22 protein-coding genes are annotated in these 21,122 nt (G+C 68.9%); 8 read left to right on the forward strand and 14 right to left on the reverse strand.

Features of this window, described 5'->3' with window-relative positions:
- Nucleotides 1-45: 45 nt before the first annotated feature.
- A complete protein-coding gene (locus AB0L53_RS25920) occupies nucleotides 46-849 on the reverse strand; it encodes an SAM-dependent methyltransferase (protein ID WP_363998629.1) in 804 nt (267 codons plus the stop codon).
- A gap of 144 nt (nucleotides 850-993) precedes the next feature.
- On the opposite strand from AB0L53_RS25920, the gene AB0L53_RS25925 reads away from it, so the two are divergent.
- Nucleotides 994-1,743, forward strand: a complete 750-nt coding sequence (locus tag AB0L53_RS25925) for a helical backbone metal receptor (protein ID WP_363998632.1) — start codon at nucleotides 994-996, stop codon at nucleotides 1,741-1,743.
- A gap of 64 nt (nucleotides 1,744-1,807) precedes the next feature.
- Here the strand turns inward: AB0L53_RS25925 and AB0L53_RS25930 are convergent, their stop codons facing one another.
- From AB0L53_RS25930 to AB0L53_RS25945, 4 genes are read right to left on the reverse strand one after another with little or no spacing between them, the layout of a single operon-like run.
- On the reverse strand, nucleotides 1,808-2,968 hold the full coding sequence (locus tag AB0L53_RS25930) for an ROK family transcriptional regulator (RefSeq protein ID WP_363998635.1): 1,161 nt from the start codon (nucleotides 2,966-2,968) through the stop codon (nucleotides 1,808-1,810).
- A gap of 2 nt (nucleotides 2,969-2,970) precedes the next feature.
- Nucleotides 2,971-3,816: a carbohydrate ABC transporter permease gene (locus AB0L53_RS25935; protein ID WP_363998638.1), complete on the reverse strand. Its 846-nt coding sequence runs from the start codon at nucleotides 3,814-3,816 to the stop codon at nucleotides 2,971-2,973.
- A complete protein-coding gene (locus tag AB0L53_RS25940; protein WP_363998641.1) occupies nucleotides 3,803-4,723 on the reverse strand; it encodes a sugar ABC transporter permease in 921 nt (306 codons plus the stop codon). Before AB0L53_RS25940 ends, AB0L53_RS25935 begins: the two co-directional genes overlap by 14 nt.
- Complete coding sequence (locus AB0L53_RS25945) at nucleotides 4,720-6,081, reverse strand: extracellular solute-binding protein (RefSeq protein WP_363998644.1); 1,362 nt, start codon at nucleotides 6,079-6,081, stop codon at nucleotides 4,720-4,722. The genes AB0L53_RS25940 and AB0L53_RS25945 overlap by 4 nt, the downstream gene beginning before the upstream one ends.
- A gap of 397 nt (nucleotides 6,082-6,478) precedes the next feature.
- On the opposite strand from AB0L53_RS25945, the gene AB0L53_RS25950 reads away from it, so the two are divergent.
- Both AB0L53_RS25950 and AB0L53_RS25955 read left to right on the forward strand, forming a co-directional pair.
- Nucleotides 6,479-7,471, forward strand: coding sequence for a zinc-binding alcohol dehydrogenase (locus AB0L53_RS25950; protein ID WP_363998647.1), 993 nt, complete (start codon nucleotides 6,479-6,481; stop codon nucleotides 7,469-7,471).
- Complete coding sequence (locus AB0L53_RS25955) at nucleotides 7,468-8,253, forward strand: sugar phosphate isomerase/epimerase family protein (RefSeq protein WP_358177923.1); 786 nt, start codon at nucleotides 7,468-7,470, stop codon at nucleotides 8,251-8,253. The genes AB0L53_RS25950 and AB0L53_RS25955 overlap by 4 nt, the downstream gene beginning before the upstream one ends.
- Before the next feature lie 1,184 nt (nucleotides 8,254-9,437).
- On the opposite strand, the gene AB0L53_RS25960 is transcribed toward AB0L53_RS25955, so the two are convergent.
- Nucleotides 9,438-10,541 (reverse strand): zinc-binding alcohol dehydrogenase, encoded by a 1,104-nt coding sequence (locus AB0L53_RS25960; protein ID WP_363998650.1) that lies wholly within the window; start codon nucleotides 10,539-10,541, stop codon nucleotides 9,438-9,440.
- Nucleotides 10,534-11,487, reverse strand: a complete 954-nt coding sequence (locus tag AB0L53_RS25965; protein WP_363998653.1) for a Gfo/Idh/MocA family oxidoreductase — start codon at nucleotides 11,485-11,487, stop codon at nucleotides 10,534-10,536. The genes AB0L53_RS25960 and AB0L53_RS25965 overlap by 8 nt, the downstream gene beginning before the upstream one ends.
- A gap of 105 nt (nucleotides 11,488-11,592) precedes the next feature.
- Here AB0L53_RS25965 and AB0L53_RS25970 point away from each other — a divergent pair, with 105 nt between their 5' ends.
- A complete protein-coding gene (locus AB0L53_RS25970) occupies nucleotides 11,593-12,564 on the forward strand; it encodes a glucosyl-3-phosphoglycerate synthase (RefSeq protein ID WP_363998656.1) in 972 nt (323 codons plus the stop codon).
- Nucleotides 12,561-13,691 carry a glycosyltransferase gene (locus AB0L53_RS25975; RefSeq protein ID WP_363998659.1) on the forward strand — a complete coding sequence of 377 codons (1,131 nt, stop codon included), beginning with the start codon at nucleotides 12,561-12,563 and terminating at the stop codon, nucleotides 13,689-13,691. The genes AB0L53_RS25970 and AB0L53_RS25975 overlap by 4 nt, the downstream gene beginning before the upstream one ends.
- Here the strand turns inward: AB0L53_RS25975 and AB0L53_RS25980 are convergent.
- Nucleotides 13,663-14,457 (reverse strand): universal stress protein, encoded by a 795-nt coding sequence (locus AB0L53_RS25980; protein ID WP_363998662.1) that lies wholly within the window; start codon nucleotides 14,455-14,457, stop codon nucleotides 13,663-13,665. The two genes, AB0L53_RS25975 and AB0L53_RS25980, sit on opposite strands and share 29 nt — an antisense overlap.
- A 162-nt stretch (nucleotides 14,458-14,619) precedes the next feature.
- Between AB0L53_RS25980 and AB0L53_RS25985 the strand changes: the two genes are divergently transcribed.
- Nucleotides 14,620-15,177, forward strand: coding sequence for a phosphatase PAP2 family protein (locus tag AB0L53_RS25985; protein WP_363998665.1), 558 nt, complete (start codon nucleotides 14,620-14,622; stop codon nucleotides 15,175-15,177).
- On the opposite strand, the gene pip is transcribed toward AB0L53_RS25985, so the two are convergent.
- Nucleotides 15,122-16,093 (reverse strand): prolyl aminopeptidase, encoded by a 972-nt coding sequence (gene pip, locus AB0L53_RS25990; RefSeq protein WP_363998668.1) that lies wholly within the window; start codon nucleotides 16,091-16,093, stop codon nucleotides 15,122-15,124. The genes AB0L53_RS25985 and pip overlap by 56 nt on opposite strands.
- 88 nt (nucleotides 16,094-16,181) lie before the next feature.
- Between pip and AB0L53_RS25995 the strand changes: the two genes are divergently transcribed.
- Entirely contained in the window at nucleotides 16,182-17,093 is a 912-nt protein-coding gene (locus AB0L53_RS25995) for a threonine/serine dehydratase (RefSeq protein ID WP_363998671.1), read from the forward strand.
- Between the two features lie 13 nt (nucleotides 17,094-17,106).
- On the opposite strand, the gene AB0L53_RS26000 is transcribed toward AB0L53_RS25995, so the two are convergent.
- From AB0L53_RS26000 to AB0L53_RS26020, 5 genes are all read right to left on the reverse strand, one after another.
- Nucleotides 17,107-17,682, reverse strand: coding sequence for a hypothetical protein (locus tag AB0L53_RS26000; RefSeq protein WP_363998674.1), 576 nt, complete (start codon nucleotides 17,680-17,682; stop codon nucleotides 17,107-17,109).
- An 80-nt stretch (nucleotides 17,683-17,762) separates the two neighbouring features.
- Complete coding sequence (mscL, locus tag AB0L53_RS26005) at nucleotides 17,763-18,182, reverse strand: large conductance mechanosensitive channel protein MscL (protein ID WP_363998677.1); 420 nt, start codon at nucleotides 18,180-18,182, stop codon at nucleotides 17,763-17,765.
- A gap of 79 nt (nucleotides 18,183-18,261) precedes the next feature.
- On the reverse strand, nucleotides 18,262-18,492 hold the full coding sequence (locus AB0L53_RS26010; protein ID WP_363998680.1) for a DUF397 domain-containing protein: 231 nt from the start codon (nucleotides 18,490-18,492) through the stop codon (nucleotides 18,262-18,264).
- A gap of 106 nt (nucleotides 18,493-18,598) precedes the next feature.
- Entirely contained in the window at nucleotides 18,599-18,787 is a 189-nt protein-coding gene (locus AB0L53_RS26015; protein WP_358426824.1) for a DUF397 domain-containing protein, read from the reverse strand.
- A gap of 167 nt (nucleotides 18,788-18,954) precedes the next feature.
- On the reverse strand, nucleotides 18,955-19,812 hold the full coding sequence (locus AB0L53_RS26020; protein WP_363998683.1) for a helix-turn-helix transcriptional regulator: 858 nt from the start codon (nucleotides 19,810-19,812) through the stop codon (nucleotides 18,955-18,957).
- 619 nt (nucleotides 19,813-20,431) lie between these two features.
- On the opposite strand from AB0L53_RS26020, the gene AB0L53_RS26025 reads away from it, so the two are divergent.
- Nucleotides 20,432-20,983, forward strand: coding sequence for a hypothetical protein (locus AB0L53_RS26025; RefSeq protein WP_363998686.1), 552 nt, complete (start codon nucleotides 20,432-20,434; stop codon nucleotides 20,981-20,983).
- Nucleotides 20,984-21,122: the final 139 nt, after the last annotated feature.

Raw genomic sequence — 21,122 nt, forward strand, 5'->3', positions numbered from 1 at the left:
GCCCCCGGCGCTCGGTCAAGCCGCACACCGGTCCGCCCCCGGGTCTCAGTTCTTCCTGCCCACCCCGCAGAGGATGAGCGACGACTCGGGGCCGGCCGCAAGGTCGATCAGGTCGGCCTCGTCGGGGCGCCACTGCGGCAGCCAGGTCAGGCCCGGCTCGACCAGCTCGAGCCCCGCCCACAGCTCCTCGATCCGCCGGCGGGTACGCAGGGTCAGGGGAGCGCTGGCCCGGCGATAGACCTCTGTGCCCTTGCTGACGGCGGCGGCGCGGGCGTCGCTCGTGCCGTGGGACATGACGACATAGCTGCCGGGGGCCAGCGATTCGCGGATGGCGGCCATGATGCGCAGGGGGTCGTCGGCCTCGCCGATGAAGTGCATGATCGCGACGAGCAGGACGCCCACCGGCTGGTCGAAGTCCAACGCCCCCACCACGTCCGGATTTTTCAGCAGATCGTGGGGATCGCGGAGATCGCCGTCCACCACGGTGATCCCTTCGCTGCCCGCCAGCAGCGCCCTGGCATGGACCAGCACGACGGGGTCATGGTCGACATAGACCACCCGCGACTGCGGCGCGACCGCTCTGGCCACCTCATGGACGTTGCCCCGCGTCGGCAGGCCCGTGCCGATGTCGAGGAACTGGGTGACGCCGGCGCCGGCGAGGAAGCGTACGGCACGACCGAGGAAGGCCCGGTTGGCGCGGGCGGCGGTACGGACCTCGGGAGCCACCCGCAGCAGCCGTTCAGCGGCTCGCCGGTCGGCCGGGAAATGATCCTTCCCGCCGAGGTAGTAGTCGTACAGCCGGGCGACGTTGGGCGTGTTCGGGTCGAAGCCCAGCGATTCTCGCTCCACCCAACGATCCCCCGATCGAGAGTTAACGATCTTTTCTCGGGATTCTACGGATATGTGACCTGCCTTGGGGTGATATTCCCGCACGCTGGGCGTTACTTGCCTTTAGTCCCTTTTGTCGTGCGGGTGGCGGTCTAAGGTGCGAGTGTGAGCCTTGACGACACCGGTGCACCCGTCCCCGTTCCCTCGAACGTCCGGCGGATCGTGTCGCTGGTGCCTTCACTCACCGAGTCCGTGGCCGCGACCCTCCCCGAGGCGCTGGTCGGCGCGACCGACTGGTGCTCGCACCCGGCCGACCTGGACGTGGTCAGGGTGCGGGGGACCAAGAACCCCGATCTCGACGCCATCCGGCGGCTCGCCCCCGACGTGGTGCTCGCCAACGCCGAGGAGAACCGGCAGCCGGACGTCGACGCGTTGCGGGCGGCGGGCCTCGCGGTGTGGGTCACCAGGATCGAGACGGTGGACGAGGCGTTCAGGTCGCTCGACCGGATGTTCCGGTACGCCTGCCGCACCGGGCGGCCCGGCTGGCTCGACCGGGCGGAGTCGGTGTGGGCCGAGCCGGTGAAGGTGCGCCGGACGGCGATCATCCCGATCTGGCGGCGGCCGTGGATGGTGGTGGGACGCGACACGTTCACCGGCGACGTGCTCGCGCGGCTCGGGGTGGGCAACCTTTACGCCGGTCATGCCGAGCGCTATCCCAAGATCCCGCTGGCCGAGCTGGTGGCCCAGGGTGCCGACCTGGTGGTCCTGCCTGACGAGCCCTACGCGTTCAGCGCCGAGGACGGGCCGGAGTCGTTTCCCGGCCACCGGTGCGCGCTGGTGAGCGGACGCGATCTGACCTGGTACGGCCCCTCTCTCGTCCAGGCGCGCGACCGCCTCGTCACGAGCCTGGGCTGACCGAAGCCGGGCCGTCGACAGGCTGGGCCGACCAGCGGCGTCACACGACGACCGACCGGCGGCGTCACACGACGTTCGTCGTCGGGGGACTGGCGAAGGCGGCGTCCACGGCGGCGGGGGACAGCACGTGGTCGATGACGATCACCGCGGTCCCCACGATCCCCGCGCGGTCGCCCAGTGTGCTCGTCACGATCTCCAGGTTGCGGGTGGTGAACGGCAGGCTGCGGCGGTACACGCTCTCTCTGATGCCCGTCAGGTAGTGCTCCCTGGTCTCGGCCATGTCGCCGGCCAGCACCAGGACGGAGGGGTTGAGCAGGCTGACCGCCGTGGCGAGGACGATGCCGATCGTGCGGCCGGCCTCCTGGGTGAGGGCGATGGCCGTCGGGTCGCCGGCCTGGACCAGGCGGACGACCTCGCGGCTGGTCCCCCTGCCGAGGTCGGCGGCGAGCGCGTGGCCGCTGGCCAGCGAGGCGACGCAGCCCCGGGAGCCGCAGGTGCAGACGCGGTCGTCGCTGTCGCGCAGGCGGACGTGGCCGATGTTCCCGGCGGCGTCCTCGACGCCGCGGTAGATCCGGCCGTCGAGGATGATGCCGGTGCCAACGCCCGTGGAGACCTTGATGAGGATCAGCGACCGGCTCCGCCGCCAGGAGGACCACCACTCGCCGAAGGCCATCGCGTTGGCGTCGTTCTCGACCAGGACCGGCACGTCGAACGCCTCCCGCAGCGTCTCGCCGATCGGGTGGTCGTCCCAGCCGGGCATGAGGAACGACCTGATCACCCGGCCGGAGGCGTGGTCGACCGAGCCCGGCAGGTCCAGGCCGATGCCGCACACCTGGTCCGGCACTCGTCCCGAGCGGTCGAGCAGGCGCTGGAACGCCCGCTGTACCCAGGACAGGACGACCTTGGGGCCGCGGTCGATGCGGATCTCGGAGTGCTCCTCGACCAGTGGCCGGGCCGCGAGGTCGGTCAGCGCCACCCGCGCGTGGCCGGCGCCCAGGTCGGCCACCAGCACCAGGCGCTTCGTCGCGTCGATGTCGAGCACTGAGGGCGGTCGCCCGCCCCCGGAGATGGCGAAGCCGGACTCGTGGATGTATCCGGCCTCGATCAGCCGGTCCACCCGTTCGGTGATCGTCGAGCGGGACAGCCCGGTGTAGGCGATGAGTTCCTTGCGGGTGCGGCAGGTGCCATTGCGGATCAGCTGGAGGATCTGCCCTGCCGTCAGCATGGTTATCCCTTCTCCGCTCCCGCCGTGAGTCCTTCGGTCAGGAGCCGCTCGCCGGCGAAGAACACGATCACGATCGGCAGCGTCAGAACCACCGATCCTGCCATGAGAACCGTCGTCGGGATCTCGATACTGCCCGCGAGCTGGGAGAGCCCCAGCGAGACCGTCCAGCTCTCCCGTTTCTCGACGAGGAAGAGCAGGGCGAACAGGAACTCGTTCCAGGCGATCATGAACGCGTAGAGGCCGGTGGCCATGAGCGCGGGCTTGGACAGCGGGAGCACCACCCGCCAAATGGTCGACAGGCGCGTGCAGCCGTCGATCGCCGCGGCCTCCTCCACGCTCTGCGGCACAGTCTCGAAGTAATTTCGGAGCATGTATACCGTGACAGGAACCGTCTGTGCGATATAAACCAGGATCAATCCCAGCAAGGATCCGCGAAGTCCGAGCATCGTGAAGAGCACGAACAGCGGGATTGCCAGCACGATCGCCGGAAACAGGTACACGGCCAGGAACACGAAATGCACCTGCCGCCGCCCGAAAAACCGCAGTCTGGCCACAGCGTACGCGCCCGGGATCGAGATCAACAGCGTGACCGCCACCGAGGAGACCGCCACGATGGCGCTGTTGCGCATGAAGGTCAGGAAGCCCTGCCTGGTCAGCACGTTGGCGTAGGTGTTGAAGGTGAAGCTGCGCGGCCAGATCGAGCCGGGGTCCAGGATCAGCTCCTGGATGTCGCGGAAGGACAGTATCACCATGTAGACGAACGGGAACGCGGTGATCACGAACAGAAAGAGGATCACCAGCGGCTTCAGCACCCGGAACAACCCGCGCTCAAATCTATCCCTGGTCACGCTCACCTCCCGAGAAGAACCTCAGATACAGGGTCAGGAACACGACCAGGACGACCGCCAGCACGATCGCCTGGGCGGCCGAGGCGCCGATGTCGTCGCGCGCGGTCAGGAAGTTGTAGACCCGCACGCTCACCACCTCCGTGCCGGCCCCACCGCCGGTGAGCAGGTAGACGTCGTCGAACTTGGTGAAGGTGAACACGAACCGCAGCACCGACAGCAGCGCGATGATCCGCCAGAGCTGCGGCAGGATCACATGCCGGAAGCGCTGCGTCGGCGTGGCGCCGTCGACCACGGCCGCCTCGTCCAGCTCGGCCGGCAGTGCCTGCAGCCGGGCCAGGATGAACAGGAAGGCGAACGGGAAATACCGCCACGCCTCGAACGCGATCACGGTGAGCAGCGCCACCGGCACCTGGATGCCGAGAAAGCTGCCCTTGGCCTGGGTGAGGAAGGCGATGGGGGTGCTCAGCCAGGAGTTCACGATGCCGAACTGGGGGTTCAGCATCGTCTCCCACAGGAAGGCCACCGCCACCACCGGCGCCACGTACGGCACCAGGATCGAGGCCCTGACCAACGTGCGGCCCCGGAAGCGGTCGCGCAGCGCCAGGGCGGCCACCAGCCCGATCGCGATCGACAGCGCGGTGCCCACCACCGTGTAGACGAGCGTGTTGACCAGCGACGTCCAGAATCCCGGCTCGGACATGACGTAGCCGAAGTTGTCCAGCGTGTAGTGCCCGAAGACGCCCACCCGGCGGATGTTGATCAGCCGCGTGTCCTGGAACGCCAGCATGATCGCCCAGAGCAGCGGCAGCACCACCACGACCAGCGTGATGATCAGCGTGGGGGAGATCAGCGCCAGCCCCGCCCTGCCCTCCTGCTCCCGTAGTGTCCCGCCACGCCGTCCCGTCACTGCCGGATCCCGCGCTTGATGGTCTCCACGTCGGTCTTGGCCCGCACCGCCGCGGCCTGCGGGGTGAGCGAGCCGTCCACGACCGCGCTCAGCGCCTTGGGCACGGGCAGCTCGCCCATCGTGGCTCCGACCAGCTTGCCCTGCCCCTGGGGGATGCCCCAGCGGGCGAAGGTGTCAGGGCTCCGGCGCAGCGCGTCGAGCACCTCGGCCGGGTAGACGTCCGCGAGCGGCTTCTTGGCGTCGACCCCGGCGGGCAGCTTGTTCCACTTCTCCGCGAAGCCCTTCCGGATCGGGAACTTGCCCTCGGGTGCCATCCCGATCCACCGCTCGTAGCCCTCGTTCATCAGGTACGTGACGAACTGCGCGGCGGCATCCTTGGCGGCGTCCCGGGTGACGGCCCAGGAGACGATCTCCCCGTACTGGGCGGGTGTGCCGTCGGGGCCCTTCAGCGCCGTGACCACGCCGGTGTTCTTGGCCAGCCACTCGGGGTCGGTCCTGCACTCGGCGCAGCTGGGCTTCGCGTCGTTACGCAGCCCCGCCAGCTCGTCCAGGATGAACGACGACCAGATGGTCATCGCCGCCTTGCCGGCGAAGTAGGTGGCCCTGGTGGAGTCGACGTCCTGCTTGCCCTTGACCGAGTAGTCCTTCGCCAGCTTCGCGTAGTACGCGAACGCTTTCACGCACTGCGGGGAGGAAAGGGTGACATTTCCGGAATTGTCGACAAGCTGGCAGCCGTTGGCCAGCGCCACGTGCTCGAAGCTCTGCGCCGTGAACGAGTCCTTCGGCGCGATGGCCAGCGTGATGCCGGCGACCCCACCCGCGTTGAGCTTCGCGGCCGCCGCCTCCAGCGCCTCGTAGGTGTCGGGCCGCTCCAGCCCGGCCTTCTGGAACAGGTCCTTGCGGTAGAGGATCAGCTGTGCCCACGCGTCACTTGGTACGGCCAGCAGCTTCCCGCCCGCGCTGTCGAGCTCCAGGGCCCGCGCCGAGAAGCCGCTCCTGCCGAGCTTGTCGACGACCTGGCCCGGTGTCTCCGTGTCGAGCAGGTCGTTGGCCTCCAGTTCCCTGATGGAGGCCAGAGGGAGGGCTCCGATCACGTCGGGCAGGTCCCCCGCGGCCGCGGCAGACGTGATCACCTGGCTGAACTGGTCCTCGGCCACACCGACCAGCTTGACCTTGATGCCGGTCTTCTGGGTGAAGTCGGCGATGATCTGGTTCTGCACGGTCATGCGATCGTCGAGGTTCTCCTCGGTCCAGACCGTGATCTCGTTGGCGGCCTTCTTGCTGTCATCGCCACACGCGGCGGTCGAGGCCGCGGCCAGCAGCGCGATGGAGAGGACAGCGACTACCTTCTTCGGCATGGCGCGCTCCTACGTCCGGGGATATGCCGCACTTACCCCCATGCGAGAAGACGCAACTACGCAGGCGATTCCGAGATCCGTCTGTACTCCGTCCGTGTTCCGTCCCGGGCTTTCTGGCGCGTCGATCACGGAAAGCGATCTCCGGGCGGGTTATGTCGGTAAGATCGCTTACCGGAAGACCGTCGGAGAGAAACCCCTAATTCGCTAGTTGCCGGCGGTGGCCGTCATTTGACTTAAGGGTGTCGGGAGAGCAACTATGGTATAGAAACACCTACTAAACCTTTAAGTTGCGATTGATCATAAAGCGTAAGTGTGGGGAATGCGCGTCATCACCTTTGAAGAGCCAGGCCGTGTCCGCGTCAGCCTGGAGTCGCCCGCCGAGCTTGAACCGGGTTGCGTGCGGGTTCGCACGATCTACTCGGGCGTCTCCGCTGGCACCGAACTGACCGCCTATCGCGGCACAAATCCCTATCTCACCCGAAAGTGGGACACAGAGCAGCGGCTGTTCCTCGACGGCCAGACGCACGCCTACCCGCTGACCGGCTGGGGCTACCAGGAGGTCGGTGAGGTGGTGGAGGCCGCGCCCGATGTCACCGATCCGCCGGTCGGCCACCTGGTCTGGGGCGTCTGGGGTCACCGGGCCGAGGCTGTGGTGCCCGCCGAGAAGCTGGTCGGCCACGTGCTGCCGCCGGGTGCCGATCCGCTGAGCGGTGTCTTCGCCCGCGTGGGCGCCATCGCGCTCAACGCCGTGCACGCCGCCGACGTGCACCTGGGCGACCAGGTCGCGATCTTCGGGCAGGGCGTCATCGGCCTGCTGGCCACCCGCCTCGCCGTGCTGAGCGGCGCCCGGGTGGTGGCCGCCGACGCGATCCCCGCCCGCCTCGAACTCGCCAGGCGTTACGGCGCGACCGAGACGTTCGACATCGCGTCCGGCTCCGTTGCCGAGTTCGTCCGCAAGCGGATCGAGGGCGCCGACACCGCCATCGAGCTGAGCGGCAGCAACCTGGGCCTGCACGAGGCGATCAGGACCGTCCGCAAGGGCGGCCGGGTCGTGGCCGGCGGCTTCTACCAGGGCGAAGGCATCGGGCTGCGGCTGGGCGAGGAGTTCCACCACAACCAGGTGCAGCTCGTCTCCTCCCAGATCGGCGGCGTCGCCTCCTGGCTGGCCCACCGCTGGGACGTCGAACGCCTGCAGCGCACGTTCATGGACCTCATATACACGGGCGAGGTCGACGTGACCGGCCTGATCAGCCACGTCGTACCCGTCGGCAGCGCTCCCGAGGCCTTCGACCTGCTCGACAAGCACCCGTCCGAGGTGCTCCAGCTCGTCTTCGCCTTCGAGAAGGAGCCATCGCAAGAGGAGCCATCGCAAGAGGAGGAGTCACAGTGAAGCTCGCGGCACAGGAGCAGCTGCTGCCCGGCCGTTCCCTGCAGGAGAAGTTCGCGTTCGCGACCGAGGCCGGGTTCGACGCGATCGAGCTGCGCGGGAAGGGGGACTTCCACTTCGCCAACCGCCTGACCGAGCTCAAACGGGCGCTGGCTGACGGCGTGGTCATGCCGACGGTGTGCGTGGACATGCCGCACTTCATCGGCGACTTCGACCCCGCCAAGCGCACGGACGCGATCCAGCAGCTCAGATCGCAGCTCACCGTCATCGCCGAGCTCGGCGGCGTCGGGGTGATGACGCCCGCCTCCTGGGGCCAGTTCTCGCGCCGGCTGCCGCCGTTCGAGCCGCCGCGCAGCGCGGCGGAGGACCGCGAGGTGCTCACCGAGGCGCTGGGGGTGCTCGGCGAGCACGCGCAGCGCAACGGCGTGCTGATCATGCTGGAGCCGCTCAACCGCTACGAGAACCACATGGTCAACACCCTCGCCGATGCCGTGTCGTACTGCTCGATGGACTCCATCAAGGTCGTCGGCGACACCTACCACATGAACATCGAAGAGGACGATCCCTGCCGCTCGCTGATCGAGGCGGCCCCCTACCTCGCTCACATGCAGATCAGCGAGTCCAACCGGAACGAGCCCGGGACCGGCCATCTCGACTGGGGCGCGCAGCTGGCAACGCTCGACGCCCTCGGCTATGACGGCTACCTCGCGCTCGAATGCCGCCTGCGCGGCGAGCCCGAGATCGTCCTGCCGCAGACGGCTGCCTTCATCAGGAAGTTCCTGTGATCATCCGCGACGCCGTGCGCGTGCTGGTGGCCAACTGGGACGGCAGCTACACGGTTCCTTCCCGGCGTCTCTATCCCCACCAGTGGAGCTGGGACTCCGCCTTCGTCGCGATCGGCAACGCCCGCTGGTCCCCGCGCCGGGCCAGGTCGGAGCTGCTGGCCCTGTTCGGCTCGCAGTGGCGCGACGGCAGGGTGCCGCACATCGCGTTCAACCCCAGGGTGCCCGAGGGCGCCTACTTCCCCGGCCCCGAGTTCTGGCAGTCACGGGCCCCGTCCGGGTCGGCGACCTCCGGCATCGTGCAGCCGCCCGTGCACGCCCTGGCCGTCTGGCGGGTGCACCAGGCCGAGCCGGACCCGACCTTCCTGCGCCGGCTCTATCCCCGGCTGGTGGCGCAGCAGCAATACCTGCGCAACGCGCGGCGCTCTCCCGAGGGGCTGATCTCGATCGTGCACCCGTGGGAGTCGGGCATGGACAACAGCCCGGCCTGGGACGTCCCGCTGGCCGCCGTCGACGCGGGGTCCGTCGCGTTCACGCGCCGGGATCTGGACACCGTCAGCGCCGACGAGCGGCCCACCGACCTGGACTACGAGCGCTACATCGCGCTCGCCCGCGCCTACCGCGACACCGGCTACCGCCGGGCCGGCGCGTTCTGTGTCGAGGACCCGCTGTTCAACGCCGCGTACGGCGTGGCGGAGCTGACGCTGGCGGAGATCGCGAAGGTGTGCGGCGGCGACCCGGAGCCGCACCTGCGCGAGGCCGCCGCGGTCACCGCGGCCATGGTCGAGCATCTCTACGACGACGGCCTGTTCCATGCCCGCGACGTGCTCACCGGCTGCCCGATCCGCTCCAACAGCGCCGCCGGGCTGGTCCCGCTCATGCTGCCCGACCTGCCGCGCGACATCGTCAACGCGCTGATCGGCACGGCGCTCGACCGGTTCGGGCTGAAGGACGGCGTGCTGCCCAGCTTCGCGCCCGCCGCGCCGGAGTTCGACCCGGCGCGTTACTGGCGCGGGCCGAGCTGGATCAACCTGACCTGGCTGGTCTGGCAGGGCCTGCGAGACCGCCGCCCGGACCTGGCCGACCCGCTGGCCGACGGCATGATCAGGGCGGTCACCGAGTCCGGCTTCCGCGAGTACTTCGACCCGTTCACCCTGCAGGGCCACGGCTGCCGCGACTTCAGCTGGTCAGCCGCGCTCATCCTCGACGTGGTCGCGGAGCACGGCCTGGACGGTATGCCTCCTACGGGCGGCGAGATCGGCCAGGAGCTGGGGGGCGTCGGCGAAACCGACGACATCGGTGATCAGGTGCTCGCGTAGCAGGTCGCCCCGCCGCCGGAGCAGCGCGATCGTCTCGTACGACAGCCGCTCCCGGTCCCAGGCGTGGGCCAGCCCGCGCGGCACCCGGCCGATCTGGGCGCAGCGCAGCGACAGGCCGTTGTGGTGGAACTCCTCACCCAGCCGCACCTCGTCGGCGCCGTCGGTGTAGAAGGCCAGGTCGATCACCGTGCCCTGCGGCCTGAGCAGCTTCAGCGCCAGAGCGAGGGCGCGGGGCCTGCCGCGGCACTGGAAGACCACGTCAGCGCCGCGGTCGCTGGGCGCGTGCCGCCAGCGCCGCTTCAGCTCGATGGCCGGGTCTTCGTCGAAGGCCAGGGTCCCGGCGCCGAGCGCCTCGGCGATGTCCAGCCTGGCCGGGGTCTCGTCCACGACCACCACCTCCGCCGCGCCGTACGAGAGGGCGAAGGAGGCGGTCAGCAGGCCGACCACGCCCGCGCCGACGACGGCCACGCGCCGCCCGCGTACCCCGTCACCCAGGTCCGCGACACCGGGACCGTGCAGGTCGGTGGCCGCGTGCAGCAGCCCGTTCGCGCAGATCGGCCCCATGTGGGCGACGAAGACGCCGAGCATCGGGTCGAGGTCGCCGGGCAGCTCCACGAATCGGTCGTTCATCGGGTCGGCCACGTAGCCGGTGCGGTGCCCGTAGGCCATTGCGACCAGTGCGCCCTCGCGGACGGCCCGGGTGCGTGTCTCGACCACCCGGCCCACCTGCATGTACCCGATGCCGCGCACCGGATAGCCGATCGACGGGGTGCCCTCGGCGAACAGCCCGAGCGCCGGATCCCAGGTCGCGGCCAGGTAGGGGTTGCTGCCCTTGACGTAGGTGAGCTCGGTGCCCGCCGAGATCCCGCTGTGCGTGGTGACCACCCGGAACCCGCCCTCCGGCACGGCGCCGAGCTTCTCCCCGACCAGCCTGACCTCGCCGGGCGCCTCTATGCTCAGCACCTCATCCATCGAGCGTCGTCACCGGCTTCCGTGACGCCGCGGACCGCGCCAGGGCGAGCGCGAGTCGGTGGGTCTTCAGCGCCTCCCGGTACGGCACGCGTACGTCGGCTTCCTTGCCCTGTACGGCGTCGATGAAGGTCCGGTCCACCCGCACCTTCGCCGCTCCGCCGTCCTGGACGGTGGTCTCGCCGTCCACCAGTAGCCGGTCTTCGCTCAGGTCGAGCGAGACCCCCTCGGCATGCACCTCCAGCCCCGCCCGGTGCTTGCGCGCGAGCAGGCTGGTCGCGGCGAGCAGCCCCGCCGCGCCGCCCGCGAACCGCAGCACCGCCGCCGTGGCCCGGTCGACCTCGCCGTCCGTGTCGTTGTCCGCCGGTACGGCATGCACCATCGTCACCTCGCCCACCAGGACTCTGGCCAGGTCGAGGATGTGGATGGCCTGTTCGACCAGCTGGCCGCCCGACATCTCAGGCTTCAGCCACCAACCGACCGGCGGTACTTTGTCCAGCCAGTGGCCCAGCGCCAGCCGTACTGGACGGTCGCCCAGGACTTCGCGTGCCTGGTCAACGATGTCCAGGTAACGCCAATGATGTCCGACGGCCGAAGGCAGGCCCCGGCGATCAATTTCATCGGCGATCTTTTCCGCTGTCGACAGGTCAAGCGAAAGCGGCTTTTCTACAAAAATCGGCAGATTGCATGCTAGAACATCCTTTTCCGGGTTACCGTGCGCAAAAGGAGGAACACAGACATAGACCGCGTCCAATCCGCCGACATCCAGAAGGTCGGCATGGCTGCCGTAGGCAGGGGAGCCATGCCGTGCGGCCAGAGCCCCGGCTCTTCGGGGATCTGTGTCGGCGATTCCCGCGATCACCACGTCGGAGAAACCTGACAGGACATCCGCGTGGCGAGCGGCGACATTTCCGGCACCGATGATGCCGACCCGAGTGATGGGGAACACAGACCGGCTTATCCCACATTTACGGAGAATGAAACAAACATGTTCGATGATGCGTCGTCGGGGCAGATGTCGCCAACCTGACCAAATGAGATCGGGGCTAACCGTATGGAGACAGATCTGCGCGCCTTGGCCAGGGTCCAGGACTGGTACGGACCCCACTCGAGCGTCGCAGCCGAGTGGCCGGTAGAGGCGCTGCTCCGGGCCAAGGGCAGGACCGCGGTAAGCGTCATCCTGCCCGCTCGCGACGAGGAGCGGACGGTCGGCGAGATCGTCACCGTGCTCCGTCGCGACCTCGTCGAGCGGGCGCCGCTCGTGGACGAGATCATCGTGGTCGATTCGAACTCCACCGACGCGACCGCCGCCCGAGCGGCCGCGGCGGGGGCCCGCGTGGTGGCGCAGGGCGCCGTTCTCTCGCATCTGCCGCCGCTGAGCGGCAAGGGAGAGGCGCTGTGGAAGGGGCTGGCGGCCTCCAGCGGGGATCTGATCGTGTTCGTGGACTCCGATCTGCGCAATTTCGGCGCGCACTTCGTCTCCGGGCTGCTCGGGCCGCTGCTCGCCGACAACGCCATCCAGTTCGTCAAGGCCGCCTACGAGCGGCCCTTCACCGGCGCGGACGGGGTGTTGTGGCGCGGCGGGGGCGGACGGGTGACCGAGCTGGTCGCCAGGCCGCTGATCAACATGTTCTGGCCGGAGCTGGCAGGCTTCGTCCAGCCGCTCGGCGGGGAGTACGCCGCCCGCCGCGCGGTGCTGGAACGGGTCCCGTTCGTCACCGAGTACGGGGTGGAGTTCGGGCTGCTGGTGGACCTGCTGGAGCTGGTGGGGCTGGACGCGATGGCCCAGGTGGACCTGGGCGTCCGGGCACACGGGCACCAGGCCATGCCCGCGCTCGGCCGGATGGCCGGCCAGATCATGCTCACCGCGTGGTCGCGGCTGGAGCGCCAGGGCCGCGTGCTGTCCGCCACGTCCCCCGACCGCAGGCTGCTGCAGTTCGGGCTCGACGGGCAGGTCGACCTGGTGGACATGTCCGTGGCCGAGCGCCCGCCGCTGGCCTCCCTCGCCGTCGAGGACGTGGCATGAACGTCCTGGTGAACGCCGGACCGTGGCTGCGGGTGCCGCCACCGGGTTACGGCGGGATCGAGAACGTGGTGGCCACACTGGTCCCCGCCCTGCGCGAGCGCGGGGTGCGAGTGGTCCTGGCCTCCGTGGGATCGAGCACACTCGAGGTGGACGAGCTGATCGGCGTCTTCGATGACGGCCAGTTCGCCGAGCTGCAGAAGCCGTACAACCAGGTGATGGGCCTCGCGCACGCGCACCAGGCCCGCGTGGCGCTCGAAATCGGCCGTCGCGACGACCTCGACCTCGTCCACGACCACCTGGAGGTGGTCGGCCCGGCCGTGCTGTCCGCGCTCGGCGGCCCGCCGGTCCTGCACACCCTGCACTGGGACCTGCGCAAGCACGCCGCCTTCTACGGGGCCTTCCCACGGTCGATCGCGGTCAACGGCGTCTCGAACTCCCAGCTGGCCCGCGCGCCCGACGCGCTGCGCGCCGCCTCGCTCGGCGCCATCCACCTGGCCACCCCGCTCGCCGACCGCGACCTGCGTACCGAACGCGGCGAGCACCTCGTCGCGATGGGCCGCGTCTGCGGCCTCAAGGGCACGCACGTGGCCGCCAGGCTCTGCCAGAAGCTCGGCCTCCCGCTGGTCCTCGCGGGCCCGGTGAGCGGCCTGAACACCCCCGCCGAGCTGGACGCCGTCGTCCAGGACCCGGACCATCCGCTGAACGGCCACCCCGACGTCCGCTACCACGTGCACGCGGTCACCCCCTACCTCGACGGAGACCTGGTCAGATGGGTCGGCTCCGTGGGGGGCGAGGCCCGCGACCAGCTCTACGCCTCGGCCCGCGCCGCCCTGTTCCCCATCCAGTGGGACGAGCCCGGCGGCACCGCCGTCGTCGAGGCCCTCGCCCTGGGCGTGCCGCCCGTGGGGCTGCGCCGCGGCTGCCTGCCCGAGATCATCGACCACGGCCGGACCGGGTTCCTCGCCGACACCGAGGAGGAGCTGGCCGAGTGGGTGCTGCGGGTGGCGGAGATCGACCCTGAGGAGTGCCGCCGGGAGGCCCGCCGCCGCTTCTCACCGGCCGTCATGGCCGAGCGCTACCTGGAGCTGTACACGGAAGTCACGAGAAGCCGCGCGGCAGCACCGTGACGGGACACGACGACGCCCGCAGCACCTTCATCGCCAGCTCCCCGAGGAACACCCGGTGCGGCTGCGCGTCCTCGCTGGCCGCGCAGACCAGCAGCTCACCCGGCAGCCACTCGATCGCCTCCAGCGCCGCGGTCACGTTGTGCCCCTCGGCGATCTCCGTCTCGGCCTCGATCCCGCTCGACTCCCAGGCCAGTCGTACGGCCAGCGCCAGGTCGTCCCCGAGCCGGCCCGGATCGTCCGTACGCAGGTCGAGCGTGATCAGCCGGAGCGGCACGCCGAGCCGGAGCGCGGCCTGCGCGATCCGCTCGACGGCCTCGTCACACTGCGGGCGGTGGACGTAGGCGAGCGTGAGCCGCGAGGGCTCGGCCGGCGGCCGGTAGCCGGCGGGCGTCAGCATCACCGCCTCGGACGACAGGTGGAGCAGGCTGTCGGAGGTCGCCCCGATCGAGATGCGCCCGGCCTGCCCGCCGCCCGCCGAGCCGGCCACGATCAGATCGGCCTTGATCCGGCCGGCCAGCACCGACAGCCCGCGACCCGCGCCCCTGCTCTCGAACGTGATGTACTCGGCCGGCACATCGCCGAGCTCCTCCGCCGCGTGCGCCAGGCCGGCCTGTGCCTCTACCGCCAACCCCGGGCTGCCCGGCGGGTAGATGGCGGCCACGGTGAGCTCGCCACCGGTGACCCGCGTGATCGCGGCACCCAGGGCGAGCGCGTCGCGTCCCCCTGACTCGTCGGTATAGCCGACGACCACGTGCTCTCCGATCACGACTGCCTCCCTACCCGCTCTGAACTGGGACTACGCGAGCCTGCCGGACCTCTCCGGGGGGATCGGCCGGCTTTCAGCACCTTTGGACGTTCGGGGGAGGCGGCGAGGGGTGATCGTTCCATAGGGTTTATGTCCATTGCCCGTTCACGGATTGGACACCTGTTGTACCGCGACATCGTCGACTTCGCCCTCTCCACGCCCGCGTGGCTGCACACTCTCGCCGAGAAGGGCACCGACGCCGGGCTGTTCCTCTTCGCGGCGCTGTTCGCGTGGTGCTGGTGGCGGGAGAGGAACGCGCCGGCGCGCGACCTGGCCATCACGATCGCCGGACCCGCCGGTGTGGTGTGCGCGTACGTCTTCAGCGAGGTAGTGAAGACCTTCGTCAGGGAGGACCGGCCGTGCCGGGGCGGGATCCCGACGATCGCCGAATGCCCGCCCTCGAGCGACTGGTCGTTCCCGAGCAATCACTCCGTCATCGCCGCCGGCGCCGCCGGGGCGCTCATCCTGGCCTGGCGCGCTCTGGCCTGGGTGGTGCTCCCGCTGGCGGCGGTGATGGCGTTCTCGCGGGTGTTCGTCGGCGTGCACTACCCGCACGACGTCGCCGCGGGCTTCCTGATCGGCTTGGCGCTGGCCCCGCTCTTCACGCTGCTGCTGGTGGGGGCCGTCACGCCGATGGTACGACTGGCGCGAACCCGTCTGTCGCCGCAACGAGCCGACTGACGATGCCCGGCTCGGTGGCGGCGTGCCCGGCGTCGTCCACCACCTCGAACCGCGCCTCCGGCCACGCCTTGTGCAGGTCCCAGGCGGTGGCCATGGGCGTGCACACGTCGTAGCGGCCCTGCACGATGACGGCGGGGATGTGACGGATCCGGTCCACGTTCGCGATCAGCTGCTCGGGCTCGAACCAGCCCAGATGGGTGAAGTAGTGGTTCTCGATCCGCGCAAACGCCAGTGCCATCTTCTCCTCACCGAACTCGGCGACCAGTTCGGGATCGGGCCGCAACGTGACCGTGCTGCCCTCCCACTGCGCCCACGCCTTGGCCGCGGCCAGCCGCGCCTCGGGATCGTCCCCCTCCAGCCGGGCACGGAAGGCGGCGATCAGATCGCCGCGCTCCTCGACGGGGATCGGCGCGATGAACGACTCCCACACGTCGGGGAAGAGACGGGAGGTGCCCTCCTGGTAGAACCAGCCCAGTTCCTCGGGGCGGAGGGTGAAGATGCCGCGCAGCACCAGCTCGGTGGTCCTGTCCGGATGCGTCTGCGCGTACGCCAGGGCGAGCGTGCTGCCCCACGATCCGCCGAACACCTGCCACCTGTCGATGCCCAGGTGCTCGCGCAGCCGTTCCATGTCGGCGACCAGGTGCCAGGTGGTGTTGGCCTCCAGTGAGACGCCCGGGTCGCTGGCATGCGGCAGGCTACGACCGCAGTTGCGCTGGTCGAACAGGACGATGCGATACAGCTCCGGGTTCCACTGGCGGCGGTGCTTGGCGCTGCAGCCGCCGCCGGGGCCGCCGTGGAGCATGACCGCGGGCTTGCCGTCCGGGTTGCCGCAGACCTCCCAGTAGATCTGGTTGCCGTCGCCCACGTCGAGCAGGCCCGAGTCGTAGGGCTCGATGGGGGGATACAGGTTTCTCATGCGCGCTCCTGTGGTCGATTCTTTCCGGAACTTATCCGATACCGCCTGCTCTCGCCTGGTGCCGATCACCGAAGATTAGGGTGCGGGTATGGAGCTGGTGACGATTGATGACATCCGGGACGCGGCCCAGCGCATCAAGCCGGTCGCGGTGCGGACCCCGCTGGTGCCCATGGGGGAGGTCTGGGTCAAGCCGGAGAGCCTGCAGCGGGTCGGATCGTTCAAGATCCGCGGTGCCTACAACGCCGTTGCGGCGCTGCGGCCCGACGGGGTCGTCACCCACTCCTCCGGCAATCACGGCCAGGCGCTGGCGTACGCGGCCAAGCAGTTCGGGGTGCCGTGCGTCGTCGTGGTGCCCGAGGGGACGCCCGAGGTCAAGGCGGCGGCGATCAAGGGGCATGGCGCCGAGTTGGTCGTCGTGCCGCCCGAGCAGCGGATCGCCGGGGCACTCAAGCTGGCCGAGGAGCGGGGGCTCACTATGATCCCGCCGTACGACCATCTGGCGGTGATCGCCGGGCAGGGCACCATCGGGCTGGAGATCGTCGCGGACCTGCCGGACGTCGAGGTGGTGGTCGTACCGGTCAGCGGCGGCGGACTCGCCTCGGGCATCGCCGCGGCCGTCAAGGCGCTGCGGCCGGAGGTCACCGTGCTGGGCGTCGAACCCGAACTCGCCGCCGACGCGGCCGAGAGCCTGGCGGTCGGCCACGTGGTCCCCTGGGAGCCGGCCCGGACCTTCCGTACGATCGCCGACGGGTTGCGGGCCGATCTGTCGGAGCTGACGTTCGCGCACCTGCGCGAGCACCTCGACGGCATCGTCACCGTGTCGGAGGACGAGATCCGCCACGCCATGGGCCACCTGGCCCGCTCGGCCCGCCTGGTGGCCGAGCCGAGCGGAGCGGTCACGACGGCGGCCTACCTGTCGGGCCGCGTCCCCGAGGGCCGGACGGTCCTGGTGCTGTCCGGCGGCAACGTCAACCCGGACCTGCTGCGCGAGGTGGTCTAAGACGTCCAGTTGTTCAGGCGGTCCACTCGTGGCGGGCCAGGAACGACCGGTCCCCGGTGGCGTACTCCTGGAAGGCCCGCTGCACCTCCGCCAGCTCGGCCACCATCGTCCGCGCCAGCGCCGCCTCCTTGTACTCCAGCTCGTAGCCGGGGGAGACCTGGATGAAGTGGCGCCCGAAGTTCACCAGCGTGACGAACGGGTTCTGCGGCGACATGGTAGCCAGCACGTCGTGCACCAGCCCGAGGTCCGGATCGTGGACGATCATCCCGTCACCGGTGTGGAGCTGCATGCCCTCGTAGACACCGAGCGGCGCCACGTTGTGCACGAGATCACGCTGCGGGTCGTAGCAGACGAGACCATGAGCCCGTGCGACGGTGAACACCTGTGCCGACATCTCGTCCATCGTGTCGAGGTCCATCGTCACCAGGAGATGTCCCGGATAGACCGTGACCTCGCCGGGCAGCTCCTTGGCCACCTCCGGCACCTCGCCCGCGACGGGTTCGGTCTTCTTGACCGCCAGGTAGGCGGCCCGCGCCTGATCCCGGCTGATCGGCGCGGACTCGTCCCAGACCATCAACTCAACGCTCACCCGCTCATCTTGTCGGATTGAGCAGCAGTTGGTGGCACTCACCCCCGCACAAGCGGGAACGCCCGGCTTCATGACCGCGTCTAGCGCGGCTTCTCCGACTCCGGAACCAGCTGTGCCGTGCAGTGAGCGCATCGGCGCGCCTCAAGGGGGATGTCACTCAGACATTCCGGGCACGGCCGGGTCGTCGCGGCCTCGTTCTTGTCGAACAGGCTGATCAGCCGGTTCATCGGCAGAACGATCAGCCAGTAGACCACCGCCGCGATGATCAGGAAGGTGAGCAGGTGGTTGAGGAAGTCGCCGTACTTGAACTCGCTCCCGTTGACGGTGAAGGAGTATTCGGCGAAGTTCGGCTGCCTCCCTCCGGTGACCGCCCCGATCAGCGGGGTGACCAGGTCGGCGACCAGCGCCTGAACCAGCCCGCTGAAGGTCGCTCCGACGATCACCGCGATCGCCAGCTCGACGATGTTGCCACGCAGCAGGAACTTCTTGAATCCGCCCATGGCCTGGGTAAATAGCCGGGCAAGGAAGAGTCAAACCTTTCCCCGCTGCTACGGGCATATAGCGCGAATGAGGGGACAGCTAGACGGCGTCGAAGGTCCCGGCTTTGACGCCGTCCCGGAAGCCTTCCCAGTCTTGCCGGGTCAACGACAGATGTACGCCCGTGGAGTCGGTCCCGACTCGGACGAGCACTCTGTCGGCTTGCTTTGCCACCTCGACGCAATTGCCGTTGTTGCACGAGTGCCAGGTCAGATCACGCGGAGCCTGGGGGGAACTCATGCGGTACCTCGCAGGGGGTCGGCGACAGGGCATTGTGCTCGCAATCGTAACCCGGCATCTACCCCATACTGGGATTGATGGGTCATATGCAACGGAAGGGGCAGGCGGCTCATGCCTGCCCTCCGCATGTCTTCGAGAGTTACCCCTTGATGCTCCCGATGAAGCTGGCCCACTCTTCAGGAGAGAACTGCAGGATGTCGCCCTCAGCTACCTTGGTGTCACGAATGGCGATTCGACCGTTTGGAAGCTTGGCCACAGCGACACAACTGCCGTTGTTGCAGTGGGAGGAGATCCTCCACATAGGCTCCAGCTGAGGATGCGAGGTCATTGTCACTCTCCTGCCTAGGAATGGCGAGAATCCTAGCAGGAGCGCGCCAGGCCGATGGCAAAGTGAGCCCCTGACATGCGAAAACGGCGCGCTTGAAGTTCGGGCCTAACCTCACATGCTAAGCCCTTCCTGTCGGTTGTCGCTGCCATTTGTCTGCGCTTGCTGAATCATTTTCCGCCTTTTTGGGCGGCGAATAGGTCGCGGTGCTCCAGTATCCGTTTTCTGGAGTCGTCGGGGCGGAGCGCCGCGGCTCGAAGGTGGTTGAGCACCTCCCGAAACCGGATGAGCTGGTTGGGCTTCTCCAGAAAGATCTGCCCGGCGAGCGTGTCCAGGTAGACGGTGTCGGCCACCCCCGCGTTCGGGTCGAACGCCAGTAGCATGAAGGCGCTGTCGAACCCCATGTGAGCGCCGACGGTGTACGGAACGACCTGAATGGTGACGTCCGGCAGATGGCTCAGCTCGGCGAGTTGGGTCAGCTGCTCTGCCATGATCTGCTGGCTGCCGACATGGCGATGCAGTGCGGATTGGTCGAGCAGGACCCAGTAGCGCGGCGGCGACGACTTGTGCAGGATCTCCTGGCGCTTCATGCGGACGGCCACGCGCTCATCGAGCACGTCGCCCGCGATGCGCGGCAGGAAACCCTGGATCACGGCTCTGGCGTAATCCTCGGTCTGGAGCAGTCCTGGAATCGTCGTGGTCTCATACTCGGAGATCTCGACGGCCTCGGCCTCCAGCCCGATGAGCGGGCGGAAGCCCACGTCCTCGGAGTCCTGCCACCAGCTCAGCTGTTGCGCCTCCCTGGCGAACGCCATCAGCTCCGACGGGTCGGCGACTCCGTAGAGTCCGCACAGGTCGCGAACGTCGCGCAGGCTGGCCCGCCGTTGGCTGGTCTCGATGCGGCTGATCTTGGCTGGGGAGCAGAGCAGTTGCTCGGCGACTTCGGCGATGCTCAGCCCGGCTTCGGTGCGCATCTCGCGCAGCCGGGCGGCCAGCTGCCGCTGGCGCAGGGTCGGGTTCGCCATCATCCCTCATCCATCTGGCCATGGCCGATCACCTCTTCGTGACGCCGTGCCGAGATCCTATGCCGAGGTGATTGCCGGTGGCATGTGAGTAAGGCAAACGTCACCGACATGTTCCTATGGCAATTGCCATAGGCATCCGCATTTACGGGTAAACAGCCCCCAAAGGGACGCCGAGAGAAGGAGGGCGTGATGCCCGTAGGAGGAGCGACTCGGTCCCGGGGGGCGGCTTGGACCAGCGCCGCTGGGGCCGGAATCGCCGACCGGACACGAAGCTGGACCGGTGTAGGCGCACCGGCCCAGCTGAAGGATGATCATCCCCCGCTGCCAGAGCAGAAGGACGATCCGCCATGGATGTTAGCAACATAACCCTAAAATCAACGGTTCGTAATCCCGTCCGTCGCCTCCTCGTCAGCATCCTCGAAGTCCTCGATGCCTGGGCGTTCGCCGAGTTGGACGCCAGAGCCAGGGGACGGGGCTGGCAGGTGCGCCGGCCCGCCCTGCTTGTGAGGGTCTATCGAGCCCCCGAGTTCGACACCTACGTACGGTGTGCCGCCTGCGAAGGCGAAGGCGTCACCAGGCAGGGTCTGTGCCGCGCCTGCCTGGGGCTGGGCAGAGTGCGGCCATGAACCGGCGGTTCCTCGATGAACTGAACCGCGCCACCACCCCGATATCACGGCCGAACCCCTTGGTCGTGCTGTGGCGGTGGCGGTATGAGGTCGCGACGGTCATCTGCCTGCCACTCCTCGCGTACCTGATCGTGGCCTCGTTCGGCCCCATCTCCCTGGCGGCCATGGCCGTGCCCGCCGTGATCGTCCTCTGGCCGCCCGCGCGGTCAGGGGCGTGGGGGCGGATCCGGTGTGTGGTCACCGCGCACCGGATCCGCGTTGGACTCGTCGAGGCGTACGTCGTCAACAGGCGAGGCAAGATCCCGGTCATCGTGTGGTGCGCGCCGGCGCCGTTCGGGGAGCGCGCCTGGCTGTGGTGCCGGGCCGGGACCACGCCTTCCACCCTCGAGCAGGGTCGTGAGGTCATCGCGGCCGCCTGCTGGGCCACCGAGGTGGTCGTCCGGCCGGGCGCCGGCAGCCCGCACTGGGTGCTGCTCGAAGTCATCCGGCGGGGCCGTTCCCTCCGAACCCTCCCTGAGAAAGCTCGGCACGCCCGAGGCATGCTGTGAACGTGGGTCGCCTCTGATACCGCGCCGTCAGGGGCGGCCCGCCGGCGGGAAGCGTGCGAAGCCGTCTGGTGGGAAGGACCTGTGATCAGCCAGGGCCGGACGCCTCCTTCGAGGCCGGGCTTGTCCGGCGGAGCGCGGG

It is taken from the genome of Nonomuraea sp. NPDC052129 (assembly GCF_040680095.1).
Classification (GTDB): domain Bacteria; phylum Actinomycetota; class Actinomycetes; order Streptosporangiales; family Streptosporangiaceae; genus Nonomuraea.

Bases quoted from the DNA above. Each gene is read 5' to 3' on its own strand.
- AB0L53_RS25930 (WP_363998635.1), bottom strand. From the start codon at position 2,968: ATGCTGACGGCAGGGCAGATCCTCCAGCTGATCCGCAATGGCACCTGC.
- AB0L53_RS25945 (WP_363998644.1), bottom strand. From the start codon at position 6,081: ATGCCGAAGAAGGTAGTCGCTGTCCTCTCCATCGCGCTGCTGGCCGCG.
- AB0L53_RS25960 (WP_363998650.1), bottom strand. From the start codon at position 10,541: ATGGATGAGGTGCTGAGCATAGAGGCGCCCGGCGAGGTCAGGCTGGTC.
- AB0L53_RS25970 (WP_363998656.1), top strand. From the start codon at position 11,593: ATGGAGACAGATCTGCGCGCCTTGGCCAGGGTCCAGGACTGGTACGGA.
- AB0L53_RS25975 (WP_363998659.1), top strand. From the start codon at position 12,561: ATGAACGTCCTGGTGAACGCCGGACCGTGGCTGCGGGTGCCGCCACCG.
- pip (WP_363998668.1), bottom strand. From the start codon at position 16,093: ATGAGAAACCTGTATCCCCCCATCGAGCCCTACGACTCGGGCCTGCTC.
- AB0L53_RS25995 (WP_363998671.1), top strand. From the start codon at position 16,182: ATGGAGCTGGTGACGATTGATGACATCCGGGACGCGGCCCAGCGCATC.
- mscL (WP_363998677.1), bottom strand. From the start codon at position 18,182: ATGGGCGGATTCAAGAAGTTCCTGCTGCGTGGCAACATCGTCGAGCTG.
- AB0L53_RS26010 (WP_363998680.1), bottom strand. From the start codon at position 18,492: ATGCCCTGTCGCCGACCCCCTGCGAGGTACCGCATGAGTTCCCCCCAG.
- AB0L53_RS26015 (WP_358426824.1), bottom strand. From the start codon at position 18,787: ATGACCTCGCATCCTCAGCTGGAGCCTATGTGGAGGATCTCCTCCCAC.
- AB0L53_RS26020 (WP_363998683.1), bottom strand. From the start codon at position 19,812: ATGATGGCGAACCCGACCCTGCGCCAGCGGCAGCTGGCCGCCCGGCTG.
- AB0L53_RS26025 (WP_363998686.1), top strand. From the start codon at position 20,432: ATGAACCGGCGGTTCCTCGATGAACTGAACCGCGCCACCACCCCGATA.